This window comes from Staphylococcus coagulans, assembly GCF_002901995.1.
Taxonomy (GTDB): Bacteria; Bacillota; Bacilli; order Staphylococcales; family Staphylococcaceae; genus Staphylococcus; species Staphylococcus coagulans.
In genome coordinates, this window is record NZ_PPQN01000033.1 from 17,518 (window position 1) to 39,664 (window position 22,147).

17 protein-coding genes and 1 pseudogene are annotated in these 22,147 nt (G+C 36.8%); 7 read left to right on the forward strand and 11 right to left on the reverse strand.

The genetic code is table 11. The annotated features are described in order from the left end of the window. Nucleotides 1-527 precede the first annotated feature (527 nt). Together CD118_RS07770 and CD118_RS07775 are read left to right on the forward strand one after the other, a co-directional pair. Nucleotides 528-1,328 (forward strand): arylamine N-acetyltransferase family protein, encoded by an 801-nt coding sequence (locus tag CD118_RS07770; protein WP_169925597.1) that lies wholly within the window; start codon nt 528-530, stop codon nt 1,326-1,328. Between the two features lie 20 nt (nt 1,329-1,348). Next, complete coding sequence (locus tag CD118_RS07775; protein WP_103356525.1) at nt 1,349-2,299, forward strand: alpha/beta hydrolase; 951 nt, start codon at nt 1,349-1,351, stop codon at nt 2,297-2,299. Nucleotides 2,300-2,386: 87 nt separating this feature from the next. On the opposite strand, the gene nadA is transcribed toward CD118_RS07775, so the two are convergent. The 3 genes from nadA to CD118_RS07790 are packed head-to-tail and all read right to left on the reverse strand — an operon-like array spanning nt 2,387 to nt 5,840. Continuing rightward, nucleotides 2,387-3,487 (reverse strand): quinolinate synthase NadA, encoded by a 1,101-nt coding sequence (nadA, locus tag CD118_RS07780; RefSeq protein ID WP_050329751.1) that lies wholly within the window; start codon nt 3,485-3,487, stop codon nt 2,387-2,389. Continuing rightward, complete coding sequence (gene nadC / locus CD118_RS07785) at nt 3,488-4,321, reverse strand: carboxylating nicotinate-nucleotide diphosphorylase (protein WP_060829256.1); 834 nt, start codon at nt 4,319-4,321, stop codon at nt 3,488-3,490. Further along, nucleotides 4,272-5,840, reverse strand: a complete 1,569-nt coding sequence (locus CD118_RS07790) for an L-aspartate oxidase (RefSeq protein ID WP_060829255.1) — start codon at nt 5,838-5,840, stop codon at nt 4,272-4,274. The genes nadC and CD118_RS07790 overlap by 50 nt, the downstream gene beginning before the upstream one ends. A 106-nt stretch (nt 5,841-5,946) precedes the next feature. Here CD118_RS07790 and CD118_RS07795 point away from each other — a divergent pair, with 106 nt between their 5' ends. Together CD118_RS07795 and CD118_RS07800 are read left to right on the forward strand one after the other, a co-directional pair. Next, entirely contained in the window at nt 5,947-7,053 is a 1,107-nt protein-coding gene (locus tag CD118_RS07795) for a cysteine desulfurase family protein (RefSeq protein WP_103356526.1), read from the forward strand. After that, nucleotides 7,040-7,567 carry a transcription repressor NadR gene (locus CD118_RS07800; protein ID WP_060829253.1) on the forward strand — a complete coding sequence of 176 codons (528 nt, stop codon included), beginning with the start codon at nt 7,040-7,042 and terminating at the stop codon, nt 7,565-7,567. Before CD118_RS07795 ends, CD118_RS07800 begins: the two co-directional genes overlap by 14 nt. 234 nt (nt 7,568-7,801) lie before the next feature. Here CD118_RS07800 and CD118_RS07805 read toward each other — a convergent pair whose 3' ends face one another. After that, nucleotides 7,802-9,220: an anion permease gene (locus tag CD118_RS07805; protein ID WP_103356527.1), complete on the reverse strand. Its 1,419-nt coding sequence runs from the start codon at nt 9,218-9,220 to the stop codon at nt 7,802-7,804. 285 nt (nt 9,221-9,505) lie between these two features. Between CD118_RS07805 and adhE the strand changes: the two genes are divergently transcribed. After that, complete coding sequence (adhE, locus tag CD118_RS07810; protein WP_103356528.1) at nt 9,506-12,106, forward strand: bifunctional acetaldehyde-CoA/alcohol dehydrogenase; 2,601 nt, start codon at nt 9,506-9,508, stop codon at nt 12,104-12,106. 167 nt (nt 12,107-12,273) lie between these two features. Here adhE and CD118_RS07815 read toward each other — a convergent pair whose 3' ends face one another. The 3 genes from CD118_RS07815 to CD118_RS07825 form a co-directional block, all read right to left on the reverse strand. Next, the gene (locus tag CD118_RS07815) at nt 12,274-12,948 is read right to left on the reverse strand and encodes an HAD family hydrolase (protein ID WP_103356529.1); all 675 of its coding nucleotides are present in this window, start codon (nt 12,946-12,948) and stop codon (nt 12,274-12,276) included. Nucleotides 12,949-13,210: 262 nt separating this feature from the next. Beyond that, complete coding sequence (locus tag CD118_RS07820) at nt 13,211-14,101, reverse strand: VOC family protein (protein ID WP_103356530.1); 891 nt, start codon at nt 14,099-14,101, stop codon at nt 13,211-13,213. Nucleotides 14,102-14,139: 38 nt separating this feature from the next. After that, nucleotides 14,140-14,580, reverse strand: coding sequence for a (4Fe-4S)-binding protein (locus CD118_RS07825; RefSeq protein WP_060829249.1), 441 nt, complete (start codon nt 14,578-14,580; stop codon nt 14,140-14,142). Nucleotides 14,581-15,158: 578 nt separating this feature from the next. Here CD118_RS07825 and CD118_RS07830 point away from each other — a divergent pair. After that, nucleotides 15,159-15,443 (forward strand): annotated as a pseudogene (locus CD118_RS07830) (halocin C8-like domain-containing protein); the annotation flags it as partial. An 844-nt stretch (nt 15,444-16,287) separates the two neighbouring features. On the opposite strand, the gene CD118_RS07835 reads toward CD118_RS07830, so the two are convergent. From CD118_RS07835 to CD118_RS07850, 4 genes are all read right to left on the reverse strand, one after another. Continuing rightward, nucleotides 16,288-17,634: a dihydrolipoyl dehydrogenase family protein gene (locus CD118_RS07835; protein ID WP_103356531.1), complete on the reverse strand. Its 1,347-nt coding sequence runs from the start codon at nt 17,632-17,634 to the stop codon at nt 16,288-16,290. A gap of 2 nt (nt 17,635-17,636) precedes the next feature. After that, complete coding sequence (locus tag CD118_RS07840; RefSeq protein ID WP_103356532.1) at nt 17,637-18,080, reverse strand: MarR family winged helix-turn-helix transcriptional regulator; 444 nt, start codon at nt 18,078-18,080, stop codon at nt 17,637-17,639. A gap of 287 nt (nt 18,081-18,367) precedes the next feature. Continuing rightward, the gene (locus tag CD118_RS07845; protein ID WP_103356537.1) at nt 18,368-19,399 is read right to left on the reverse strand and encodes an NAD(P)/FAD-dependent oxidoreductase; all 1,032 of its coding nucleotides are present in this window, start codon (nt 19,397-19,399) and stop codon (nt 18,368-18,370) included. A 189-nt stretch (nt 19,400-19,588) separates the two neighbouring features. Beyond that, nucleotides 19,589-20,293 (reverse strand): GntR family transcriptional regulator, encoded by a 705-nt coding sequence (locus CD118_RS07850; protein WP_060829247.1) that lies wholly within the window; start codon nt 20,291-20,293, stop codon nt 19,589-19,591. A 142-nt stretch (nt 20,294-20,435) separates the two neighbouring features. On the opposite strand from CD118_RS07850, the gene CD118_RS07855 reads away from it, so the two are divergent. Further along, the gene (locus tag CD118_RS07855; protein WP_060829246.1) at nt 20,436-21,881 is read left to right on the forward strand and encodes a 6-phospho-beta-glucosidase; all 1,446 of its coding nucleotides are present in this window, start codon (nt 20,436-20,438) and stop codon (nt 21,879-21,881) included. The last annotated feature ends 266 nt before the right edge of the window (nt 21,882-22,147 follow it).

Consider the following 22,147-nt stretch of genomic DNA (forward strand, 5'->3'; position numbering starts at 1 on the left):
GATGGGGCATCCAGTTCCTTTCAAAAATGGCACTTATCTTGCTAGTATTCTAATATTTACTGCCATAAGTGCTATCTCAAGGTAGGTTTGTCCCTGACCCTTTCAGAAATTCAATTCAGCCTAATTAGTCTGAATACATGTTTTGCATTTCTTTGCTAATCACTGTTAAAACGAATTTAACAAAGATATCTGCATTTGATGCATAACCCCCTCACTATGGCAGTAGTGAGGGGGTTTTTAGTGCGGCTATACCGCCTGTTTGTCGTTGCGCTTACGTAACCCATGTGTAAAAAATGCACTCTTTTTTGTATCTAATCGTAAAGTTGTCATTATCATTTATCCTAAAAACATCCCTTTGAGCAAGACACTTTCATTTTTATACGCAATATATTATCGTACTTAACAAACGGAATTAGTTCCGTTTTCAAATCTGCTTTGTTGGATATTTAGATCATCCATATGATATTGACGTTTTTTAGCGTCATCTGTTAAATATGTGTGTGTCATTTTGAAGGGAGTTAATGAAGATGTATGATTTTACGAAGTTAGAAACATTTATCGGTTTGAATAAGCCCGCTCATTTTGAACCGACATTAGAGCATTTGAATCATTATATTCGTCAATATGTGTTACATGTCCCGTTTGAAAATATCAATGTTCAAAATCGTTTACCTCTTGCTGTGAATAATGCATCCATGATTCAAAAAATAACAGAACGGCATCAAGGGGGAATCTGTTATGAAAACAATCGACTCACATACGAGTATTTGAGTCAACACGGCTATGATATGCATTTCATTGCGGCTACTGTTAATCAAGGTGAAGAAAAAGGATGGGCTGCTGAAAATGTTCATATGACAACCATTGCAACACTCAATGGAACACGTTATTTAGTTGAAACCGGCTTTGGCGAATCCCCATTAATGGCCGTTCCACTTAATGGCGAAATTGTAGAAGATACAGCAAAGCGACAAGTCTATAAAATCAAATATATTGATAATACAACATTTGACTTACTTAAAAAAATGAATGACCAATGGGTAATTCAATATCGTGCGGTTGATCGTTATTTAAAATTTAGAGACTTTGAAAATGCAATGGTTTATAACCAAACAAGTTTAGATTCACATTTTGTAACGGACCCTTTACTTGTCAAAAATTGGGAAACAGGTCATGTAACGATGACTGGAAGAAATTTAACAGTGACTGACCAAGGTAAAAAAGAAAAACATCCCGTAACTCGAGAAAATTATCGTCAATTTTTAGCTGATTATTTTAACATTACGCATACACCAATTTTATTTTTTGAACCTGAGGAAACAGAGTAGAGAGAAAGGAAGCCTTAAATATGGAATTGCCTTATATTGATAAATTGGATCGTGACTTACGTGACTTCGCCTCAACAATGTATGGCACCACACTTTCAACCGAAACTTTACAAGCTTATCGTCAACAAGTCCTTCGCCATGCCAAGACCTCAGTTGACGCTGACTTGGATGTAACGATTGATAAGCAAACTTTATCGACTGAAGCAGGAGAGGTCGATGTGTTGCTGTTCAACCCCCATCAAAGTCAACAACGACGGCCTGTTTATCTCTATATGCATGGCGGTGGCACAATCTCTGGTGGTGCACATTTGGATAATCAAGACAATGCACGTCTTGCACATGACCTCAATTGTCTCGTTGTGTCTATTGACTATCACCTTGCCCCTGAGACCGTATTTCCCGGGCAATTAAATGAATGTTATGGTGTGTTGAAATGGGTCGTTCAACATGCGGATGCGCTATATATCGATGTGTCGCGCATTGCCATTGGCGGTAGTAGCGCAGGTGGCTTACTCTCTGCTAGCTTGGCACAACTCGCACAAGACCGTCATGAAATCAATATCGTATTCCAAAATCTGCATATTCCAATGTTGGACATTGCGACAACCTATCAATGGCCCACTAATCCTTATGTAGGTCATTACGGTTGGACATATGAAATGAATGCATTTGCGTGGCAACAATATCTCGGCGAAACATTCGAGAAAACAACGCTTCCACCTTACGCAGTCCCTGCGCAACGACAAGATGTGTCACAATTACCTGCGACGCTGATTACGGTAGGTAGCTTAGATTTATTTGTCGATGAAGCAATTCAGTATGCACAACGTTTGATACAAGCAGGTGTATCGACTGAACTGCATATATACCCTGGCTTATTTCACCTTGGTGAACTTATTCCTGAAGCACGTGTGGCACGCCAAATCTATCATGATCGTGTCAATGCGTTGAAACGGGCATTTTATGACTAAAACGTGCTAAGCGTCTGAATCTGGATTGTAACTATACTTTTCAAGTGACATGCCAATGATTCAGACGCTTATTGTTTATCTCTTATATTATGTGATACTGAGCATACGATCTAAACTTTGTTTCGCATACTTCGCAGTTTCTTGGTCTACCTTAATAATTTGATCTCGGTCTCCATCCATAATCTTATCTAAACACCACGCAAGATGAGGTAAATCAATGCGATTCATTGTCAAACACGCACACATCAGTGGGTTTAACGATTCAATATGCAGATCCGTATACGTCTTTTTCAATCGCTCTACGAGATTCATCTCTGTCCCAATGAGCCAATACGACCCCTTTGGTGCATTTTTAATCTTATCGATAATATAACGTGTTGAACCTGCATAATCTGCTGCTTGAACCACATCAAACGGACATTCTGGATGCACGAGCACGTTTACTTCTGGATTTTTTTCACGCCCAATTTCAATATGCGCTTTATGAAATTTCTCATGAACAGAACAATGTCCTTTCCACAATACAATACGTAACTGATCATCACGTCCGTCGTAATCTAATTGTTTTTTAATCGGATCCCAGACTGCCATATGTTCTAAAGGTACACCTAATTCATAGGCAGTATTACGACCTAAATGTTGATCAGGCAAAAACAAAATCGTTTTACCTTGTTGCAACGCCCATTTAACAACTGATTTTGCATTACCACTTGTGACACAAGAACCTCCATGTTCACCCACAAATTTCTTAATGGCTGCTGTCGAATTAACATAAGTGAGTGGCAAAATATCTAGATGATATTGTTGTGTAAGAACATCATAGCTATGAAGCGCTTGTTGAATATTCGCCATATCCGCCATGGAACATCCTGCAGATAAATCGGGCAAATAAATATCTTGATGGTCGTCTGTGAGTATATCTGCCGTTTCTGCCATAAAATGCACACCGTTAAATACAAAATATTCCGCTTGCGTGTTTGCTTTACAAATACGTGCTAACTCTAATGAATCACCCGTAATATCAGCAAATTGAACCACTTCATCTTTTTGATAATGATGTGTCGGCATAAACAAACGGTCTCCCAATGTGTCTTTAATCGATTGAATATGATTTTCCAACTCTGCTTGTGTCATTTTCAAATAGTGTTCAGGAATAGATTTTGTCGCTGTTAACATCGGATTAAACAATTACATCACAACCTTTGCAGAAATATCAAGCGCTTTTGAAGCATAAAATAAAGCACCCATAGAAATAAAATCAACACCCGCTTCGGCATACGCGACAATATTCTCTTCGTTGATATTGCCCGAAGCCTCCGTTTGAATAAAATCTGGAACGAGATGAATATGCTGCTGTATCCACTCTGGTTGTTGATTATCAAACATAATGACATCTACACCTGCTGCTATCGCTGTTTTCAACATCGTTTCATTTTCGATTTCAACTTCTAGCTTATCCATTGGGCCTAAAAAGCCTTTAGCTTTTTCAATCGCTTCTTTCATTGAACCACTAAAATCAATATGATTGTCTTTTAACATCAAACCATCATTCAATGAACGTCGATGATTCAATCCGCCTCCAACAGTTACCGCATACTTTTCAAAGATTGCTAGTCCAGGCGTTGTTTTACGTGTATCGACAATACGTGCATCGGTATGGGCAATTTGTTGTGAGATGCGTTGTGTCATCGTCGCAATTCCAGACATGCGCTGTATCAAATTTAATACGATACGTTCCATCGTTAAAAGCGTCGGAATCGTGCCTGTAATTTCTGCGATAATCTCTCCAACCTGCACGGATGCACCATCTTTAATCTTTTGATCCACTTCAGTCGTTGGATCAAGTAATGCAAAAGCTTCTGCAATGATGACTTCTCCACAAAATATGCCCGCTTCTTTCGCTTTAATCATGAGTGTGCCTTCTGAATAGCGATCAAAAATGCGCGTCGCCAAATCTCCCTGTTGGTTATCTTCAATGTAATATTGATTGATTTTTTCTCTGACGGACAACCGATTTAACATGTTCTTGACCTCCCCTATTCATTTCTATCACTTTGTCTTGCCATTCTGTTTCACGTGTTGGATAATCTTTTCGATAATGTACACCTCTTGACTCTTCTCGTCTTAATGCGGAATGGCATATCGTCTGTAACAACTTAAGAATACTGTAATTTTGCCATGTTTCATGAGTGACTGTGCTTGTTTGGGGTGCATCATCTAATAACGTTTCAATCATTTGCAAATAGTGTGCCATCGCTTTTTGTTCACGCTCGACACCTAAAACTTCAAAGCTATATTGTTGTACTTTTTGCACATGCTGCCGCTGAATGATTGGAATATGACACACCCGTTCTTGTGGTTCCCAATTTACATGCACTAAATGCTGATTAATCACTTCCGCGCAGTTCGCTCCCATGACTAAGCCTTCTAACAATGAATTACTCGCTAAACGATTCGCACCATGGAAATTAGTACAAGCGGCTTCCCCAATCGCAAACACATTCTCGATTTGCGTTTGGCCATGAATATTTGCTTGAATCCCTCCAACCGTATAATGCGCACCAGGCGTAATAGGAATTCTTTTTTCTGCTAATGCTTGAGGCATGTCTCGTTGAATTGCTTTAAAAATGGTAGGGAAACGTTGTTCAAAATGTGCCACTTCACTGATGTCGATGTAACATTGGTGACCTTGCTGTTGTTGTTGAAAAATAGCACGACTCGTCACATCTCGAGGTGCCAAACTTTTCATAGGGTGGATATCATCCATGAATGCAACATTCTCATCATTGATTAACACGCCTCCCGCGCCACGTACAGCTTCTGAGACGAGACCATAAGCTTGATCAGGTGTCCCTAGCAATGTTGGGTGAAATTGAATCATCTCCATACTTTCTAGTGTCAATTGATGACGTAAAGCAATCACAGCACCGGTCGCCACACTCTCAGACACATTCGAATGTGTTGTAAAAACATTACTCACACCTCCAGATGCAAATACCACAGCATCTGCTTCAATCGTGCGCTGGATTTGATTTTCATCGATAGCTAAAACGCCACACACTTCATTATGACTATTTTTGACAAGGTCGATGACTTCCATCGCTTCGTGTATTGTGAAACGTGGATGACTCAAATGATGCACCATATGTTGCGCGATGTAGTAACCTGTCTGGTCCCCACCAGCATGTAAAATTCTAGGTTTCTGATGTGCGCCTTCCATACCATAAAGCAAGTGTTGTATTTCGTCTCTATCAAACGGCAAACCTTCATCTATCAACTGTTCGATAAGCGGATAACTTTGTTGGATGACCGTTTTAAGCATGTGAAGATCTCCCATTTGCGCCCCTGCTTCAAATGTATCACGTGCATGCTGTTCACCTTGATCTTCTTCATATTTTGAAAAACAGATGCCTCCTTGTGCAAAGTAACTATTATTTTGACTCAGACGGTCTTTAGTGACACAAATCACTTCAATGTCTGACTTCAAAGCGCGTATGAATGATAAAGCTGCAATACCACTACCGACAATAATAACACGCAATTTATTTACACCTCTATTTACACTAATATATACATATATGTTAACATTTATATACGCACTGATTTTGTCACAAAAAAACGATAAATGCAAGTGGAGGAAAAAAATAATGATTTATTTAGACAATGCGTCGACAACTAAACCTGATTCTGAAGTGCTATCGCTCTATCAAGAAGCACAAGCCTCAATGTACTTTAATAGCGAAAGTCTACACATTGGCGGAGAAATGATAAAAGAAACACTCCATTCATGTCGGACTTATATTCAACGCTACTTTAATACGACGAAAGAGATACTTTTTACGACAAGCGGTTCACACGCCAACTTAATCGCGATACAAAATTATTTAACGTCACACAAACAAGGGACCGTCGTGGTCTCCCCTTATGAGCACCCTTCTATATGGGCTGCACTTGCGCAATACGAACCTCAAATTACGGTCGTTCAAATGCCATTAAACGACCAAGCTGAAATTGATATCGCTGCGCTCGAACAGTTGCTCAATCAAGACACTTTATTAGTCATCGCACAGCACGTTAATTCTGAGACAGGCTACATCTTACCTATTGAAGCGATAGCGACACTGGCACATCAGTACCATATTCCTTTTCATGTGGACGGTGTTCAAGCCGTACAAAAGATTGAACGCACATCACTCGATCAAATCTGTACTTCCTATTCGTTTTCTGGGCATAAATTCCATGGGACAAAAGGGAGCGGTGTAGTCGCCATGTCTCATGCTTATGTCCGTCCTTTAAATCAACATTATTTTCATGAACAGGGAACACGTAATGGTACACTAGACTTGCCTAGTATTATTGCGCTGACGAAAGCTTTGACCTTAACATCGCATTTCGACCATTTACAACGTCTCCACCACTATGCAAAACAGCGCGCTGAAATGATTGGTTTCACAGTCTTAACGTTCACACAGCAAGCACCCCATATTTTAGGTTTAATGACACCTCACTTTGAAGGTCAATGGTTAATGCAGTCACTGTCTAGTCGGAATATATGCATTTCCACTGGAACAGCCTGTGGTCATGGGGTATTATTGAGTCAAGGCCTGATTCATAAAATCCAACATGACCAACTACAACCTGATCAATATATTAGAATTTCATTTTCAAAAGAAACGACAATCGATGAAATTGATCAGTGCTTTAGTCAAATTGATCATATTTTTAAAGGGGTGGCCACCAATGAGTCCAGCTGAAAAAAGACGCAAAAAAATAGTCGAGCTTCTTAAACAATCGGATAGACCCATTAAAGGTGGGGATCTGAGTGAAATGTTTGACGTTTCTCGACAAATTATTGTTAAAGATATTTCTCACTTAAAAACACAAGATTATCCAATTCACTCTACTAGCAAAGGTTATTTCTTCAATGATAAACCTCAAGGTAGGCCGTTTAAACGTGTCATCATGTGTGAGCATGACCACACGCAAATCGAAAAAGAATTAACATCCATTGTTGAAAATGGTGCCATGATTGATAATGTCTCTGTCGAACACCCTATTTACGGTACGATTCAAGCTGAATTGATGATTGAATCCATTGAAAACATTCAATCCTTTGTTGAGGATATGGCAAAATATCAAGGCACAATGTTAGCAGAATTAACAGACTTGATTCATTTGCATACCATTTCAGCAGATTCCGAAAAAATACTTGATAATGCCGTTCGAGACTTACAACAACAAGGTTTTATCGTTGACGTTCAATCATAATAAAAGATGACGCATTGATGATATGCGCTCAAAATAAAACCATCATGAGTTGTCACAACTTCAAACACGCGTTGTAGCTCACTTATCTATAAAAAATATGCTCCTTTCAAAGTTTCCATGCTTTCAATGTCCACTTTGAAAAGAGCATATTTTCATTTTCAAGCTCATTAAGCTCGAGGCATCAGCTGAAGACACATCTTCAAGTGCTGTATGATGGGTATCCTAAGCCTCAACTTACATAATGCCAATCAGTTTCATCCAAAGCGAGCCAATACCTAACCAAATGATAAAATAAACAATACTTAATATAAAGTTCATCGTCCACCAACGCTGTTGACTGACATAGCCTGATGCAAAAAGAATAGGTGCAGGCCCACTACTATAATGCGTTGTGGATGCAAGTAAGTTACCAAAAAAGCCAAGCATCAAAGCACTGAACAATGGTGGCGCACCCGCTGCTATTGCGATACCCAATAACGCTGCGTACATCGCACTGACGTGTGCGGTCGCACTTGCAAATAGATAATGTGAATAAAAATAGAAAATGACTAAAATTACCAATACAATCGGCCAACTGAGTCCACCTAAGCTGTGCGCGATCGCATGACTCAACCAAGGAATGAAGCCTAATTCATTCAATTGACCAGCCATAAGTACCAGTACTGAGAACCATATTAAAGTATTCCATGCCCCGGTTTCATTAAGAATATCTTTCCAATTCAACACACCTGTTAAAAGTAATAAAGATAATGCAATAAAAGCAGTGAGTGTTGTATCAATATGCACAAAACTTCCAATAATCCACAGAACAAGCGCAATGAAGAAAATTCCGATCATAAACTTTTCTTGTAATGCGATATTCCCCATTTTTTCTAATTCTTTTTCCGCCCAACTTTTGGCGTTTGGTGTTTCTTTAATCGTTGGGGGATAGATTTTATAAATAATAAACGGTACAACAATTAAAGAAATCAAACCCGGTACTAAAGCGGCTAAAAACCAGTTCATCCATGTAATTTGTACTTTAGCTGTACTCTCTGCAAGATTCTGTGCTAATGGGTTACCGGCCATAGCTGTTAAAAACATTGCTGCTGTAATCAAATTACCTTGGAACTCTGTAAAAATAAGAAAAGCCCCCATTTTGCGCTCCGTATGATCTTTCGGCGACGAACCAAATGATTCCGATAAGGATTTAATGATGGGATACATAATTCCACCTGCACGTGCAGTATTACTCGGCGTCGCTGGTGCCAAAATCAAATCCACACCGACTAATGAATAGGCTAAGCCGAGTGTTTTCTTACCAAATATTTTAACAAAATGTAATGCGATTCGTTGTCCTAGCCCTGTTTTCACAAAACCCCTTGAAATAAAAAACGCAATCGCAATCAACCAAATGCTATTGTTGCCAAACCCTTGCACAGCCGTTTTCATATCAACAATGCCACAAGCGACCATCAGTGTAAAACCGATAATTGAAACAGCGCCAATCGGCATCGGCTGTGTAATACAAGCAATAATCGTTGCTACGAAAATCGCCAACATATACCACGCTTGAGGATCCACTGCATCAGGCTTGAAAGGCATCAACACCCAAATCAATAAACCTACCACAATTGGAATAATAAATTTATGATACTTTACATTATTTTCCATAACCATCTTCCTTTTATTTTTTTAAATGATTATTATATACCAATAGTAACATAGCCCGTTCTCATAAATAAATCGACACTCTTAAAATATTCACAGTTTTTTAACAAATATAAAATTAAGAATAAAAGTGCTTATATGCTAACGTTTTTCTATACATATTATAATAATAATTCACTGATTTTCTATTAAAAATTTATTTTCTTTATATGAAAAACCTTTACCTTTTTATAAGAGTATACTATAATGATTGTGAAATTATTCACAATATAGTGGGAGGTATTCAATATGACTACAGTAGTAAAAGAACAGAAACAAGAAACAGATGTTTTTGAAATGATTCATCTGCTGGCTCAAAACGGCCAAGCTGCCCTTGAAGGACTCTCAAAAAAATCACAGGCTGAAATTGATCACATCGTTCATGAAATGAGCATGGCTGCGGTGGATCAACATATGGCACTTGCTCGCCATGCTTGTGAAGAAACAGGACGTGGTGTATACGAAGACAAAGCCATTAAAAACCTCTATGCATCTGAGTATATTTGGAACTCCATTAAAGATGATCAAACTGTCGGTATCATTGATCAAGATGACCAAAGAGGTTTGACATATGTCGCTGAACCTGTCGGCATCATTTGTGGGGTAACACCAACAACTAACCCAACATCAACGACTATCTTTAAAGCAATCATAGCAATTAAAACAGGTAACCCGATCATCTTCGCTTTCCACCCAAGTGCACAACAATCTTCAAAAGCAGCAGCCCAAGTTGTTTTAGAAGCAGCCATCCGTGCCGGCGCACCTGAACATTGTATTCAATGGATTGAACATCCATCAGTTGAAGCAACAAAACAATTAATGAACCATGAAAGCATCGCATTAGTATTGGCTACAGGTGGTTCTGGAATGGTTAAATCTGCTTACTCAACAGGTAAACCTGCTTTAGGTGTTGGACCAGGTAACGTCCCTGCTTATGTTGAAAAATCCGCTAAAATTAAACGTGTTGTCAACGATATCATCGGTTCTAAAACTTTTGATAATGGAATGATTTGTGCAACAGAACAAGCCGCAATAGTAGATAAAGACATCTATCAAGAAGTTAAAAAAGAATTCGAAGCACATCAATGTTATTTTGTGAAAAATAATGAGCTCAAAAAATTAGAAGCAGCTGTGATGAAGGAAGACCGCTCTGCAGTGCGCCCTGACATCGTAGGACGTCCAGCTGTAAAAATTGCTGAAATGGCTGGAATTAAAGTACCGGAAGGCACAAAAATGTTAATCGCTGAACTAAAAGGTGTCGGTGAAGACTATCCTTTATCAAAAGAAAAACTCTCACCTGTACTTGCTATGGTCAAAGCCACTTCAACAGAGCACGCCTTTGATTTATGTGAAGCAATGCTACATTTAGGTGGCTTAGGTCATACAGCTGTCATTCATACTGAAGATGAACAACTCCAAGAAAAATTTGGTCTTAGAATGAAAGCTTGTCGTATTCTTGTAAATACACCATCATCTGCTGGAGGTATTGGTGATATGTATAATGAATTAATTCCTTCCTTAACTTTAGGTTGTGGTTCATATGGTAAAAACTCAGTTTCCCATAACGTTTCTGCAACAGACTTAATTAATATTAAAACGATTTCAAAACGCCGCAACAATATGCAATGGGTAAAATTGCCACCAAAAGTTTATTTTGAACAAAATTCACTTCTTTATTTAGCTGAAATGGATAAAGTAGAGCGCGTTGTGATCATTTGTGACCCAGGTATGGTGGAATTCGGCTATACATCTTTAGTGGAAGGCGTCCTCAGACGTAGAAAAATTGAACCTCAAATTAAAGTATTCAGTGAAGTTGAACCGAACCCTTCTACAGATACTGTATATAGCGGTCTCGATATGATTACAACTTTTAAACCAGATACAATCATTGCGCTTGGTGGGGGTTCTGCAATGGATGCTGCGAAAGCAATGTGGATGTTCTTTGAGCACCCAGAAACATCTTTCTTTGGCGCTAAACAAAAATTCTTAGACATACGTAAACGTACGTATAAAATTGGAAAACCTGAAAACACAAAATTCATTTGTATCCCTACAACTTCAGGTACAGGTTCAGAAGTGACACCATTTGCTGTTATCACAGATAGTGAAACACATGTTAAATACCCTCTCGCTGACTATGCACTTACACCAGACATTGCAATTGTTGACCCACAATTTGTAATGAGTGTGCCAAAAAGTGTAACAGCAGATACAGGGATGGACGTTTTAACACATGCCATTGAATCTTATGTATCTGTTATGGCATCTGATTATACAAGAGGTTTAAGCTTACAAGCGATTAAACTTACTTTTGAATATTTAAAATCATCTGTCGAAAAAGGTGATAAAATTTCAAGAGAAAAAATGCATAACGCTTCAACAATGGCAGGTATGGCATTTGCCAATGCATTTTTAGGTATCTCTCACTCAATTGCACATAAAATCGGTGGAGAATATCACATTCCACACGGACGTACGAATGCAATCTTATTGCCACATGTTATTCGCTATAATGCTAGAGATCCGCAAAAACATACACTTTTCCCTAAATACGAATTTTTCAGAGCGGATACAGACTATGCAGACATCGCTAAATTCTTAGGACTCAAAGGGGATACAACAGAAGAACTTGTGGAAGCACTGGCTACGGCTGTCTATGAGTTAGGTCATTCAGTCGGAATAAAAATGAACTTAAAATCACAAGGTGTGACAGAAGAAGTACTCAATGCAACGATTGATCGTATGGCTGAATTATCTTACGAAGACCAATGTACAACTGCCAATCCAAAAGAACCTTTAATCAGTGAACTGAAAGGTATCATTCAAGCCGCTTATGATTGTGAAGCATAACGATTTTTCAGCATCACCTATTCAAATTTAAAATTCGGGGCGCCTGGGACATCGCTACACCTTTATCCGTAAACGACTCTTAACCCTCATAAAACCAATGAGGGACGCAGCCCAATTCAACTATACCCAAACTGCATTGTCCCGGGCGCCCCATTATTGTCGATGTATCAATTATCTTGCGCATATATATGTTTTTTTATAAATGATAAAATGCTACTCATATCTTTTAAAATATAATCAGCTCTATTTTGATTTACAGGCATTCTTTCTTCTTTATAAGCAATCGTTTTTATAAATGCATTTTTAGATGCTTCTATTCCATAATGGGAATCCTCAATAACAATGACTTCTGAACTTTCTAATTTCAAATAATTTAAAGCAGTGATATATATTTCAGGATTTGGTTTTGATTCTGAGAAATCTTCACCACTAACAATTAAATCGAAATAATCTAATATTTCGCACTCATTCAAAACATTTCTAATGCGTTTTTTTGTTGAAGAAGAAACAACTGCCAACTTTATATTATGTGATTTAGACCATTCTAATAAATTAATCATTTCTTTCCTGAATAAATTTTTATACGATATTTCATTGTGATGCTTTTCTTCCAATTCTGTATACTCTTTTTTAATTGACTCTATAGGTTCAGTATAATCTAAGTATTCTGCCATTTTAGAGAAAAGTCTATTATACGATAAACCAACTAATTCCGAAAAATAACTATAATCCTTGCTCTTTAGCTTTGGGTTTTTGGATTTTAAATACTTAATTTGCAGGTCATAATCTATAATTTCAGTATCTACTATGACACCATCCATATCAAAAATAATAGCTTGCAATAAAATCACCTCTCATTATTTTAAATCACTTATATCATATGATATATAGTTTGGTTCAGTCTTAAATATATTATTTCTAAACCAATTCAGGACTATCTTTTCAATATCTTCAATATTCATTTTAAGTTTAACAAAATAGATTTTTATTTCAAAGTTTCTTTAGAATTCAAACGGATGAATATCGGTTACAAATTAAATAAAAATCCGAGACTTTTCCCATTAGGTTAAAAAGCCTCGGATTTTAAATACTACAATCTAATCGTTAATCTAATTCTGGTAATTTTGAAACTAATGCTTCACGATTTGCTTCAAATTGCGGTGGTAACATTAATTTTTGACCTAATTGATCTTTAGGTTCATCACGGTCGAAACCTGGTCCAACAGTCGCAAATTCAAAAATGATATGACCACGTTCTTTAGTGTAAACTGCTTTAAAATAATTTCTATCTTTTACTTCAGTCACGTGGTAACCTTCGCCCACTAAATAGTTTTGCCAATCTTTTTGTACATTTTCATCATCCACAGACCACGCGATGTGATGTACTGTGCCTACACCCCATCGACCTTCTCTCATTGGTGTTTTTGGAATAATGATATGATGTTTGAGTTCGCCTACTGTTTCAAAGTGGAACGCATCTTCAGTATGTTCAAGCTCTACTAAGCCTAAATCGTCTACTAATTCTTTTAATGTTTCAATAGGACGAAGTGATAACAATACGGAACCATGAAAACCTAAAATACTATTCGTATCACTTTCTTCATCGCTTTCCACTAATGCTAAATCAAGACCATGTATATCTTCAAATTCAATTGTTGGTCTTTGGAATAAAGATGTTTCTGTCACTTCTACACGATGGTCTTTAAGACGTTGAATCCAATAGTCTTTAGAATTTTTAGGGATTCTAAATGCAATACGACCTACTTGGCCACTTCCGACACGACCTTCTCTGGCATTAGCCCATGGGAAGAACGTAATCACTGTACCTGGGTCTACATTATCATTTGAAAAATATAAATGATATGTGCCTGGATCGTCAAAGTTCACTGTTTTTTTAATCAAACGTAAATTTAAAACTTCTTGATAAAATTGTTTATTTTCTTTTGGATGTCCTACAATTGCTGAGATATGATGGATGTTTTTAATTGCTTCCATTTTGTCTTCCTCCTCTTTCTGTTCACAGTATTTTGTCATTACTTTTCATTGTCATCTTGAATTGATTTGTAGTAACGAGACTTATCCGATTGTCCTTGAAAGCTCTTCGTATAAAAAGGCGGATCATCTGTTTTAGTCTCATCTGTTGTTAAAATGGCTCTATTTAAATGCATGACTTCCCCGTCTTTAACAAGAGAAAAATCTCCATATAAGAAAATCTCTCCATTATCACCATAAGTGACTCTCGTTTCGTCGTGTGATTCTAACTCATTTGAAGCCAGCTCATAAGTTAACGCACCGCTTGGACAACGCTCAACCACTTCAGCGATATGTTCTGCAGTATCGTTATCCGGATTAATCCACGGTCTTTGATTGACATCGAACACATGACTTAATCCACGTACACACTCCGTCGCATGTACACATCGTTTAGGCTCAAAATAGACATTGATATCTGATCCGGTATACTTTTTCGCCAATGCAAACACTCCATTCTTGAGTTTTAAAACAACATACCTGTATCATTTCATAATTGACAGTCATTTCATTCAATACCTAGTATAATAATTATACTACAACGAATTGTAACGAAAGTAAAGCAACATGTTCTCGCTGTTAATTTTGATAACACAACACCTATACCCGAATTGCATCTAAATACACTTTACGTATAAAATGAATCTTATTTTCATTCCAAAATATAGCGTCCAATGATGATTGATGTGATCTCATACTGATCATTACCCCTCAATCCATCGCACAAGGAAAGTAAAATCAAACAAATCTTACTGACTACTGAAAAAAGAATAAGGCTCTATATATTGCTTATCAGTATATTTTGAAAGTGAGATTCATAAATAAAAGAAGTCTTATGAATTTTATATGCTCGACTGAGGTAACAGTATATTACAAAATGATAGTTATGATAAAAATATGTATTATTTAAAAACTATTATTTATTTAAATAAAGTGACATTTAGGAACGAAAATACAACACTTAAGAATTTTAGACCAAGTAAAGTTTTAAGTTTGATAATATGTGAGCGAATTCAAATAACAGGTAAAGATAAGTCAAAAAGGTCATTACTATGATAAAGAATTTAAAGTTACATCTAAAGATAAAATCGAAGAAGCATCCTTTAAAAACCTACCTCCTAAAGAACGTGGATGGTGCAAATGGGCAGTCGGTGCGTTATGTGGTACTGGTGGCGCAAGAGGATGTTGGGCAGCAACTACTGCATTAGGTATCACAACCGGTTGGGGAGGATTTACTTTAGCCACAATTTGCGATCTAATAACATCCCTGGGTGGTACCGGTGCAACTAATTACATCTGTAAATAGGGAAGGCGATTACATGACAATGTTTATAATGATATTTCTTTTTGTATACTCTATTGTAATTACGTTAATGTATTTTAATAAGAAGAAATAATAATTTATGAGATTAAAAGACTCTGAGTAACTCGGAGTCTTTTATATTATAGAACAAATGAGATGAGTTCCTTCTTAGCCTCAATAATGTATAGAAATAACTCAGCAATATAAAATATTCTTAGGATTTGATAAAACAGCAATTTCAATTTTTTAGTTTGAGAAAAAATTTTGACAAAAAACCCAGTAATTAGATAAAGTTTCAAGATAAAGTCCAATACTAGAATTTTGATCTTTTGTGTAACTAAAACTGTACAATTGTTAGTATTCTGTTATGCATATTCGTTATACAATTTTTAAAATCAAGATTGCAAAATCATAAAAGATAACAGTAAAAATTGAAAAAAGCTTCCTTAAGAATGGAGATAAAAGACTCTGTACTAAATAAGAAACAAGATTGATTCACCAGTTCCAGTTAGGATAGAGTCGCAATGTTTGGATGTACTCATAATTATAAAATAGGGTAACTTGTCCTTTGAGATTTCATTGCATTTTAAAAATGACTACTAACATCGCATAGACATTATACTATGGATGCTGTAGCCATTCTTAAGATTTTATTTACTTATTTTTAGGTATATGTGAAGCAGACATCGAGCATGTCCTAAACCCATAGTGCATGTCCCACATACACTGTCTTTCATGACTCATAACCTTTAATTAATATACAAATGATAGATGTCACACGTGAAACATTTTCTCTCTCTTTGGTTGTCTCATCCGTGCAATTTCAGTCATTTTTATATGCATTTAATTAAAGCATCATCGCTAATTTCAATTGATCTAACACACCACTTGAAGAACCTGGGAATGCAAAGATCATTTGATTTAAGTCTCTTGCAGTTAGTTTTTGGTTAACAATGAATGTTAGCAAGTTGATCAAATCAGGTGCGTCGTCACCATAAATAGCCGCACCAACTAGGCGTTTTTCGCTATCTAATACGATTGTCATTTCTTCTTCTGTTTCATTTTTGTATTCAAATACCATTCTTTTACCAAATGGAATGTCGATCACTTTGTATTCGTCGTTATTTTTCGCTTCTTCGATACCTACACCGATATTAGATAATCTTGGAAGTGAGTATAATACAGATGGAATTGCAGGGTATTGGATTGGCATTTCATTCATTTTTAAAATGTGTGATGCGATGTAATTAGATTCGAATGTCGCAGTTGGTGTCAATTTTGGAATCATTTTTTCAATAACGTCACCACTTGCGTAAATGTTAGGTACATTTGTACGTAAATATTCGTCAACTTTTACACCGAATTTAGAGTATTCAATACCTACTTCTTCTAAACCAATACCTTCAACGTTTGGCATACGTCCAGTTGCATCTAAAACGTAGTCAGATTGGATTGTTAAACCTGATTGTGTCACAACATCGTAGTTTGTACCATTTTCTTTAACAGCAACTACATTTTCGCTCATGTGGAAATGAACGCCTTCTTCTTTTAATTTGTCCATTAATTTTTCAACGTGTGCTGAGTAGAAGCCTCTTAATGGTTGATCATCCACATGAATCATGTGTGTTTCAACACCTGCTTTAACTGCGATTGAAGCGAATTCAATACTAATAATACCTAAACCAATGAAAGTAATGCTGTTTGGCATGCTTTCAAGTGATAAGAAATCTCTACTATTTTTTGTGAATTCTTTACCTTCAATATTTAATTCGTTGCTATGTTGACCTGTAGCAATAACGATATTTTCAGCTTCATAGCTTTCACCATTCACTTCAACAGTATGAGCATCTGTAATTTTACCAGCACCTTCAATAATATCGATACCCTGTTGTTCAAGTATGGCTTTCATTGTGCCTGCCATGGGGTCAATCACTGAATGTTTATAATTCATAAGATTTTCCCAGTTTACTTCTAAGTTTTCTGTATTAATAATGTTTGGGTAGTGAGAAGCTTGTTCTAATACTTCAAATGGATTTTCTAACAAGATTTTTGCGTTACAACCATAGTTTGTACATGTTCCCGCAATACGATCTTTTTCAATGATTGCGACAGATTTACCTGCATGTCTTAACGCAATTGCACCATGCCATGCAGCGTGACCACTACCTAAGTATACTACGTCATATTTTTTCATTCTTATTCATCCTTTGTAATATTTTTTAAAGTTTCCTCTAGTTTGTCCATTGTTTCTTTTGCTTTTAAGTATTCATCTAAATCAAATTTTGAGGCAATACATTCTGAAATGGCTTCATGTACCGCTTCTTGTTCTCTACGCCCTTTTTCAGTTAAACTCACCAACAAATGGCGTTTATCTGTTTCGGACTTTTCTCTCTTTATCCATCCAGCAGATTCTAAACGCTTCAACAACGGTGTCAATGTATTACTCCCTAAATCTAACCTTCTCCCTATAGACTGTAGATTTTGGGGATTTTCTTCCCATAATGTTAACAAAACGAGATATTGAGAAAATGTTAACTTAAACTGTTTGAGCTGATGCTCATAAAATTTTCCAAACAATCGATTAACGTTATAAGCAGAAAAACAAAGTTGATTTGCTAGCTTCATCTCCTCACTAGACAATTGATCTCCCCCTATTCCAATCGTGCACGATTGATTAAAGCTTAAACCATCCCCAATAAGAAATCAAATAAAAGAACTTCGTTTATTATAATTTTTTTATTGTTTTGATATATAGGCTTGTCATGACACCTGTCCGCGCGATTAATAAAAATATGACATGTTTTAATTCAATAAATAAAAAACAATGCTTGTGTGAAAAATGTCATCACATAAGCATTGTTTTGGCATTAGCACGATACAACGGAATTATCTTTGATGTAATCAATCATTCGTACAATCAGTAATCATTATAAATACTTTTCCATAATCACTTTATTCGATTCGGTAAAAGCTTCGTTATGGCTTGATACGTAACCTTCTTTTCTAGCTTCAGGATCAATGTATTGCTTTGCTAAATTCGCAGCGTTCCCAGCATCACTAAATGCACTTGCGATCAAATGGACTTTCGCATCGTGATGGACAATATCCCCACAAGCATAAATACCGGAAATGCTTGTTGACGTATTACCAAATCCTTTGATGCGATAGGAATCAAACATATCTAATTGTGCTGTCGATGCCTCTAACAACGTACTTTCTCGATCAAAGCCATGACTAATAATCACATCATCAACACTTTTTATCGTCGTGTTCCCTGTCTCTAAATTTTCAAGTTTCACTTCTTTGATTCGTTGCTGTGCTTGGTCCCCGATTAATTGTTTGATGTGTGTATTCGGCATTTTTTCTACATCTAATTTTTCTATGATTTCATTCATCGCTTCATAACCACGGATTTCATCTTTTCTATAAACTAACGTGACACTTTTCGCATAACCTGACAAATCACAGGCCCAATCTAAAGCCGAATTACCTGAACCTGAAATCAGCACATTTTTATTTTTAAAATGTTTCAAAGCTTGAACCGTATAATGTAAGTTTGTCAGTTCATATCTAGACGCATCTTTAATATCTAAATGCTTCGGTTTAATGATACCGCCGCCTATTGCAACAATAACCGCCTTTGAAGAATAAATGTGACCTTGTTCTGTAGTCACTTCAAAATGCTGCTCCTCTTTTTTAGTAATATCTATTACACGTTCTTCCAAACAGACTTCTGGATTAAAATGAAGACCTTGTTGAACGATATCTTTAATAATTTGAAAGCAAGGCTTTGGAGCAAGACCGCCAATATCCCAAATAATCTTTTCAGGATAAATATTCATTTTTCCACCTAATTTATCTTGAACATCAATGAGCCTTACCGTTAATCCTCTTAAACCCGCGTAAAAACTAGCATATAATCCTGCAGGTCCCCCACCAATAATAGTCACATCTTTCATCATAGACATCCTCCTGTTTAGTACATAAACTTCTTATATGAACTAAGTATGCTACAATTGATAATAATTATCAATATCAACGATGGCTAGGCGTGTTCAACCTTGAATGAAAAGCATGGACGTATCCTTTTGTCCGTTTTCCCTATTTTCTGACCATGCGCTTTGATGGTCTCACTTTAAAACCGATATTTATTTTTTACTCGGAATATAAAAATGGGCATGTTGATAATGAAAAGTAATATCAGAAACATCAAAAGGTTGTCCTGTAGATGTATAAAATATCTGATGATAACGTAAACAAGGTGCCCCAGCTTTTAATTGTAATAAAACCGCTTCCCTCTCATCGAGTTGATCCACATTGAAATAGATATCCGAAAAGCCAAGTCGTATTTGTAAATCGTTTTGTAAATAATTGAAAATAGAGCCTTCTGCAATCTCTTGATTTAAATACTTTACAATGCGCTTATTAAAGTAAGAATATTCGATGCACAATATCGTGCCATTCATATAGCGCACGCGTTCCAAATAGTAAACCTGCTCCCCGGGTCCTAACTTAAGTGCTTGCATCACGGACTTAGGTACCTCCATCACTAATTCTAATTTGATAACATCACTAGTTATATGGTGTTCCGCTAAATGACTTGAAAATCCGTCCGTTTTAAACACATTGATATAATCACTACTTTTAGCATTTCTAACAAAAATACCGCTACCTTGTGCTTGATAAATTCGCCCATCTTGTTCAAGCAAGGTCAGCGCTTTAATAATCGTACTTTTACTCACGTCGTACATGTCTTTAAATGCCACCACACTCGGTAATTTATCACCTGGCTGATAATTTGAACTTTCAATTAATGTATGAATTTGTTGCGCAATTTGTTCATACTTCAACAATCTGAATCCCTCTTTTCAATAGACATCAATTTATTATAGCACGCCTCTAAAAATAAGAACGAACTTTACATATTGTACCGGTACAATTATAATAACTTTGAACAATATGCTTTAGTCTATTAAATGAAAAGGTGGTATGAAAATGAGTCAATTACCTCAAAATTTCATGTGGGGCGGTGCACTCGCAGCCAATCAATTTGAAGGCGGCTATGATCGGGATGGCAAAGGACTTAGTGTCATGGATGTCATCACTGCAGGTGCTCATGGTAAGGCGAGAAGAATTACGACACACGTGGAACCTGATGCTTATTATCCTAATCATTTCGGTATCGACTTCTATCATCAATATCAAGAAGATATCGCGTTATTTAAAGAATTAGGCTTAAAATGCTTACGAACTTCCATTGCGTGGACGCGGATATTCCCCAAAGGCGATGAAGCCACTCCTAATGAAGCCGGCTTACGATTTTACGACAAAATCATAGACACCCTTATCGAGAATGGTATCGAACCTGTCATTACTTTATCTCACTTCGAAATGCCCCTCCATCTTGCGCACACCTATGGCGGATTTCGAAATCGAAAAGTCGTGGATTGCTTTGCTCGTTTTGCAGAAGTGGTCTTCGAACATTATCAAGATAAAGTCACATATTGGATGACTTTTAATGAAATTAATAATCAAATGGACGTACAAAACCCTCTGTTTTTATGGACCAACTCAGGTGTTCAACTCAAGCCTGAAGACAATCCTGAAGCAGTGTTATACCAAACTGCTCATAACCAACTCATTGCGAGTGCACGTGCGGTCAAAATTGGGAAGCAAATTAATCCAAACTTTCAAATAGGTGCAATGATATCTCATATCCCTATTTATCCTTATTCTTGTCATCCTAAAGATGTGATGGAAGCACAAATCGCAAATCGTTTGCGCTTTTTCTTCCCAGACGTGCAAGTTAGAGGCTATTATCCTCATTACGCCGTTAAAATGTTTGAAAAACAAGGTTATGATATCGGTTGGCAAGAGGGAGATGATGTTCTGTTAAGAGAAGGGACTGTCGATTACATCGGTTTTAGTTACTACATGTCTACTGCAGTGAAACATCATGCCGAAGATTTACCTAAAAATAACATTATGAATCACACTTTACCTAATGCTGTAAATAACCCTTATATCGAATCAAGCGATTGGGGTTGGGCGATTGATTCGATAGGCTTGCGCTACACACTCAATGTATTATACGAGCGCTATCAGCTCCCCTTATTTATTGTAGAAAATGGCTTCGGCGCTGTTGATCAAGTCGAAAATAATGAAATCCATGACAGCTACCGTATCGATTATTTAAAACAACACATTGAAGCTGCGATTCAAGCCGTTGATGAAGATGGCGTCGACTTGCTCGGTTACACACCATGGGGCATCATTGATATTGTGTCTTTTACGACAGGTGAAATGAAAAAACGTTATGGTTTAATCTATGTTGATCAAGATGACGAAGGACATGGATCATTAACACGTTTGAAAAAAGATTCATTTTACTGGTATCGTGAGGTCATTCAATCTAATGGAGCAAACCTATCCTCACATTGAGGCTACAACCCCGTGTTTCGCACCTATAAATCACCACACTTTTGAACCTCTATTTCTGCACACCTACTGTGCAGAAACTCATAATTTTAAAATAATAGTATAAACTTGCCCTTAATTTTAGATTTTGAAAGGCGTGGAACGGAAAAGAGAAAAGATTTCCGCTTCACGCCTTTGTTAGTATCTCTTCCTATATTTAAATTGACATGCCGTTATATCTTCTTGTCGTACAACAGATATTTTCAATCAAAACCAAAAATGAGATATAT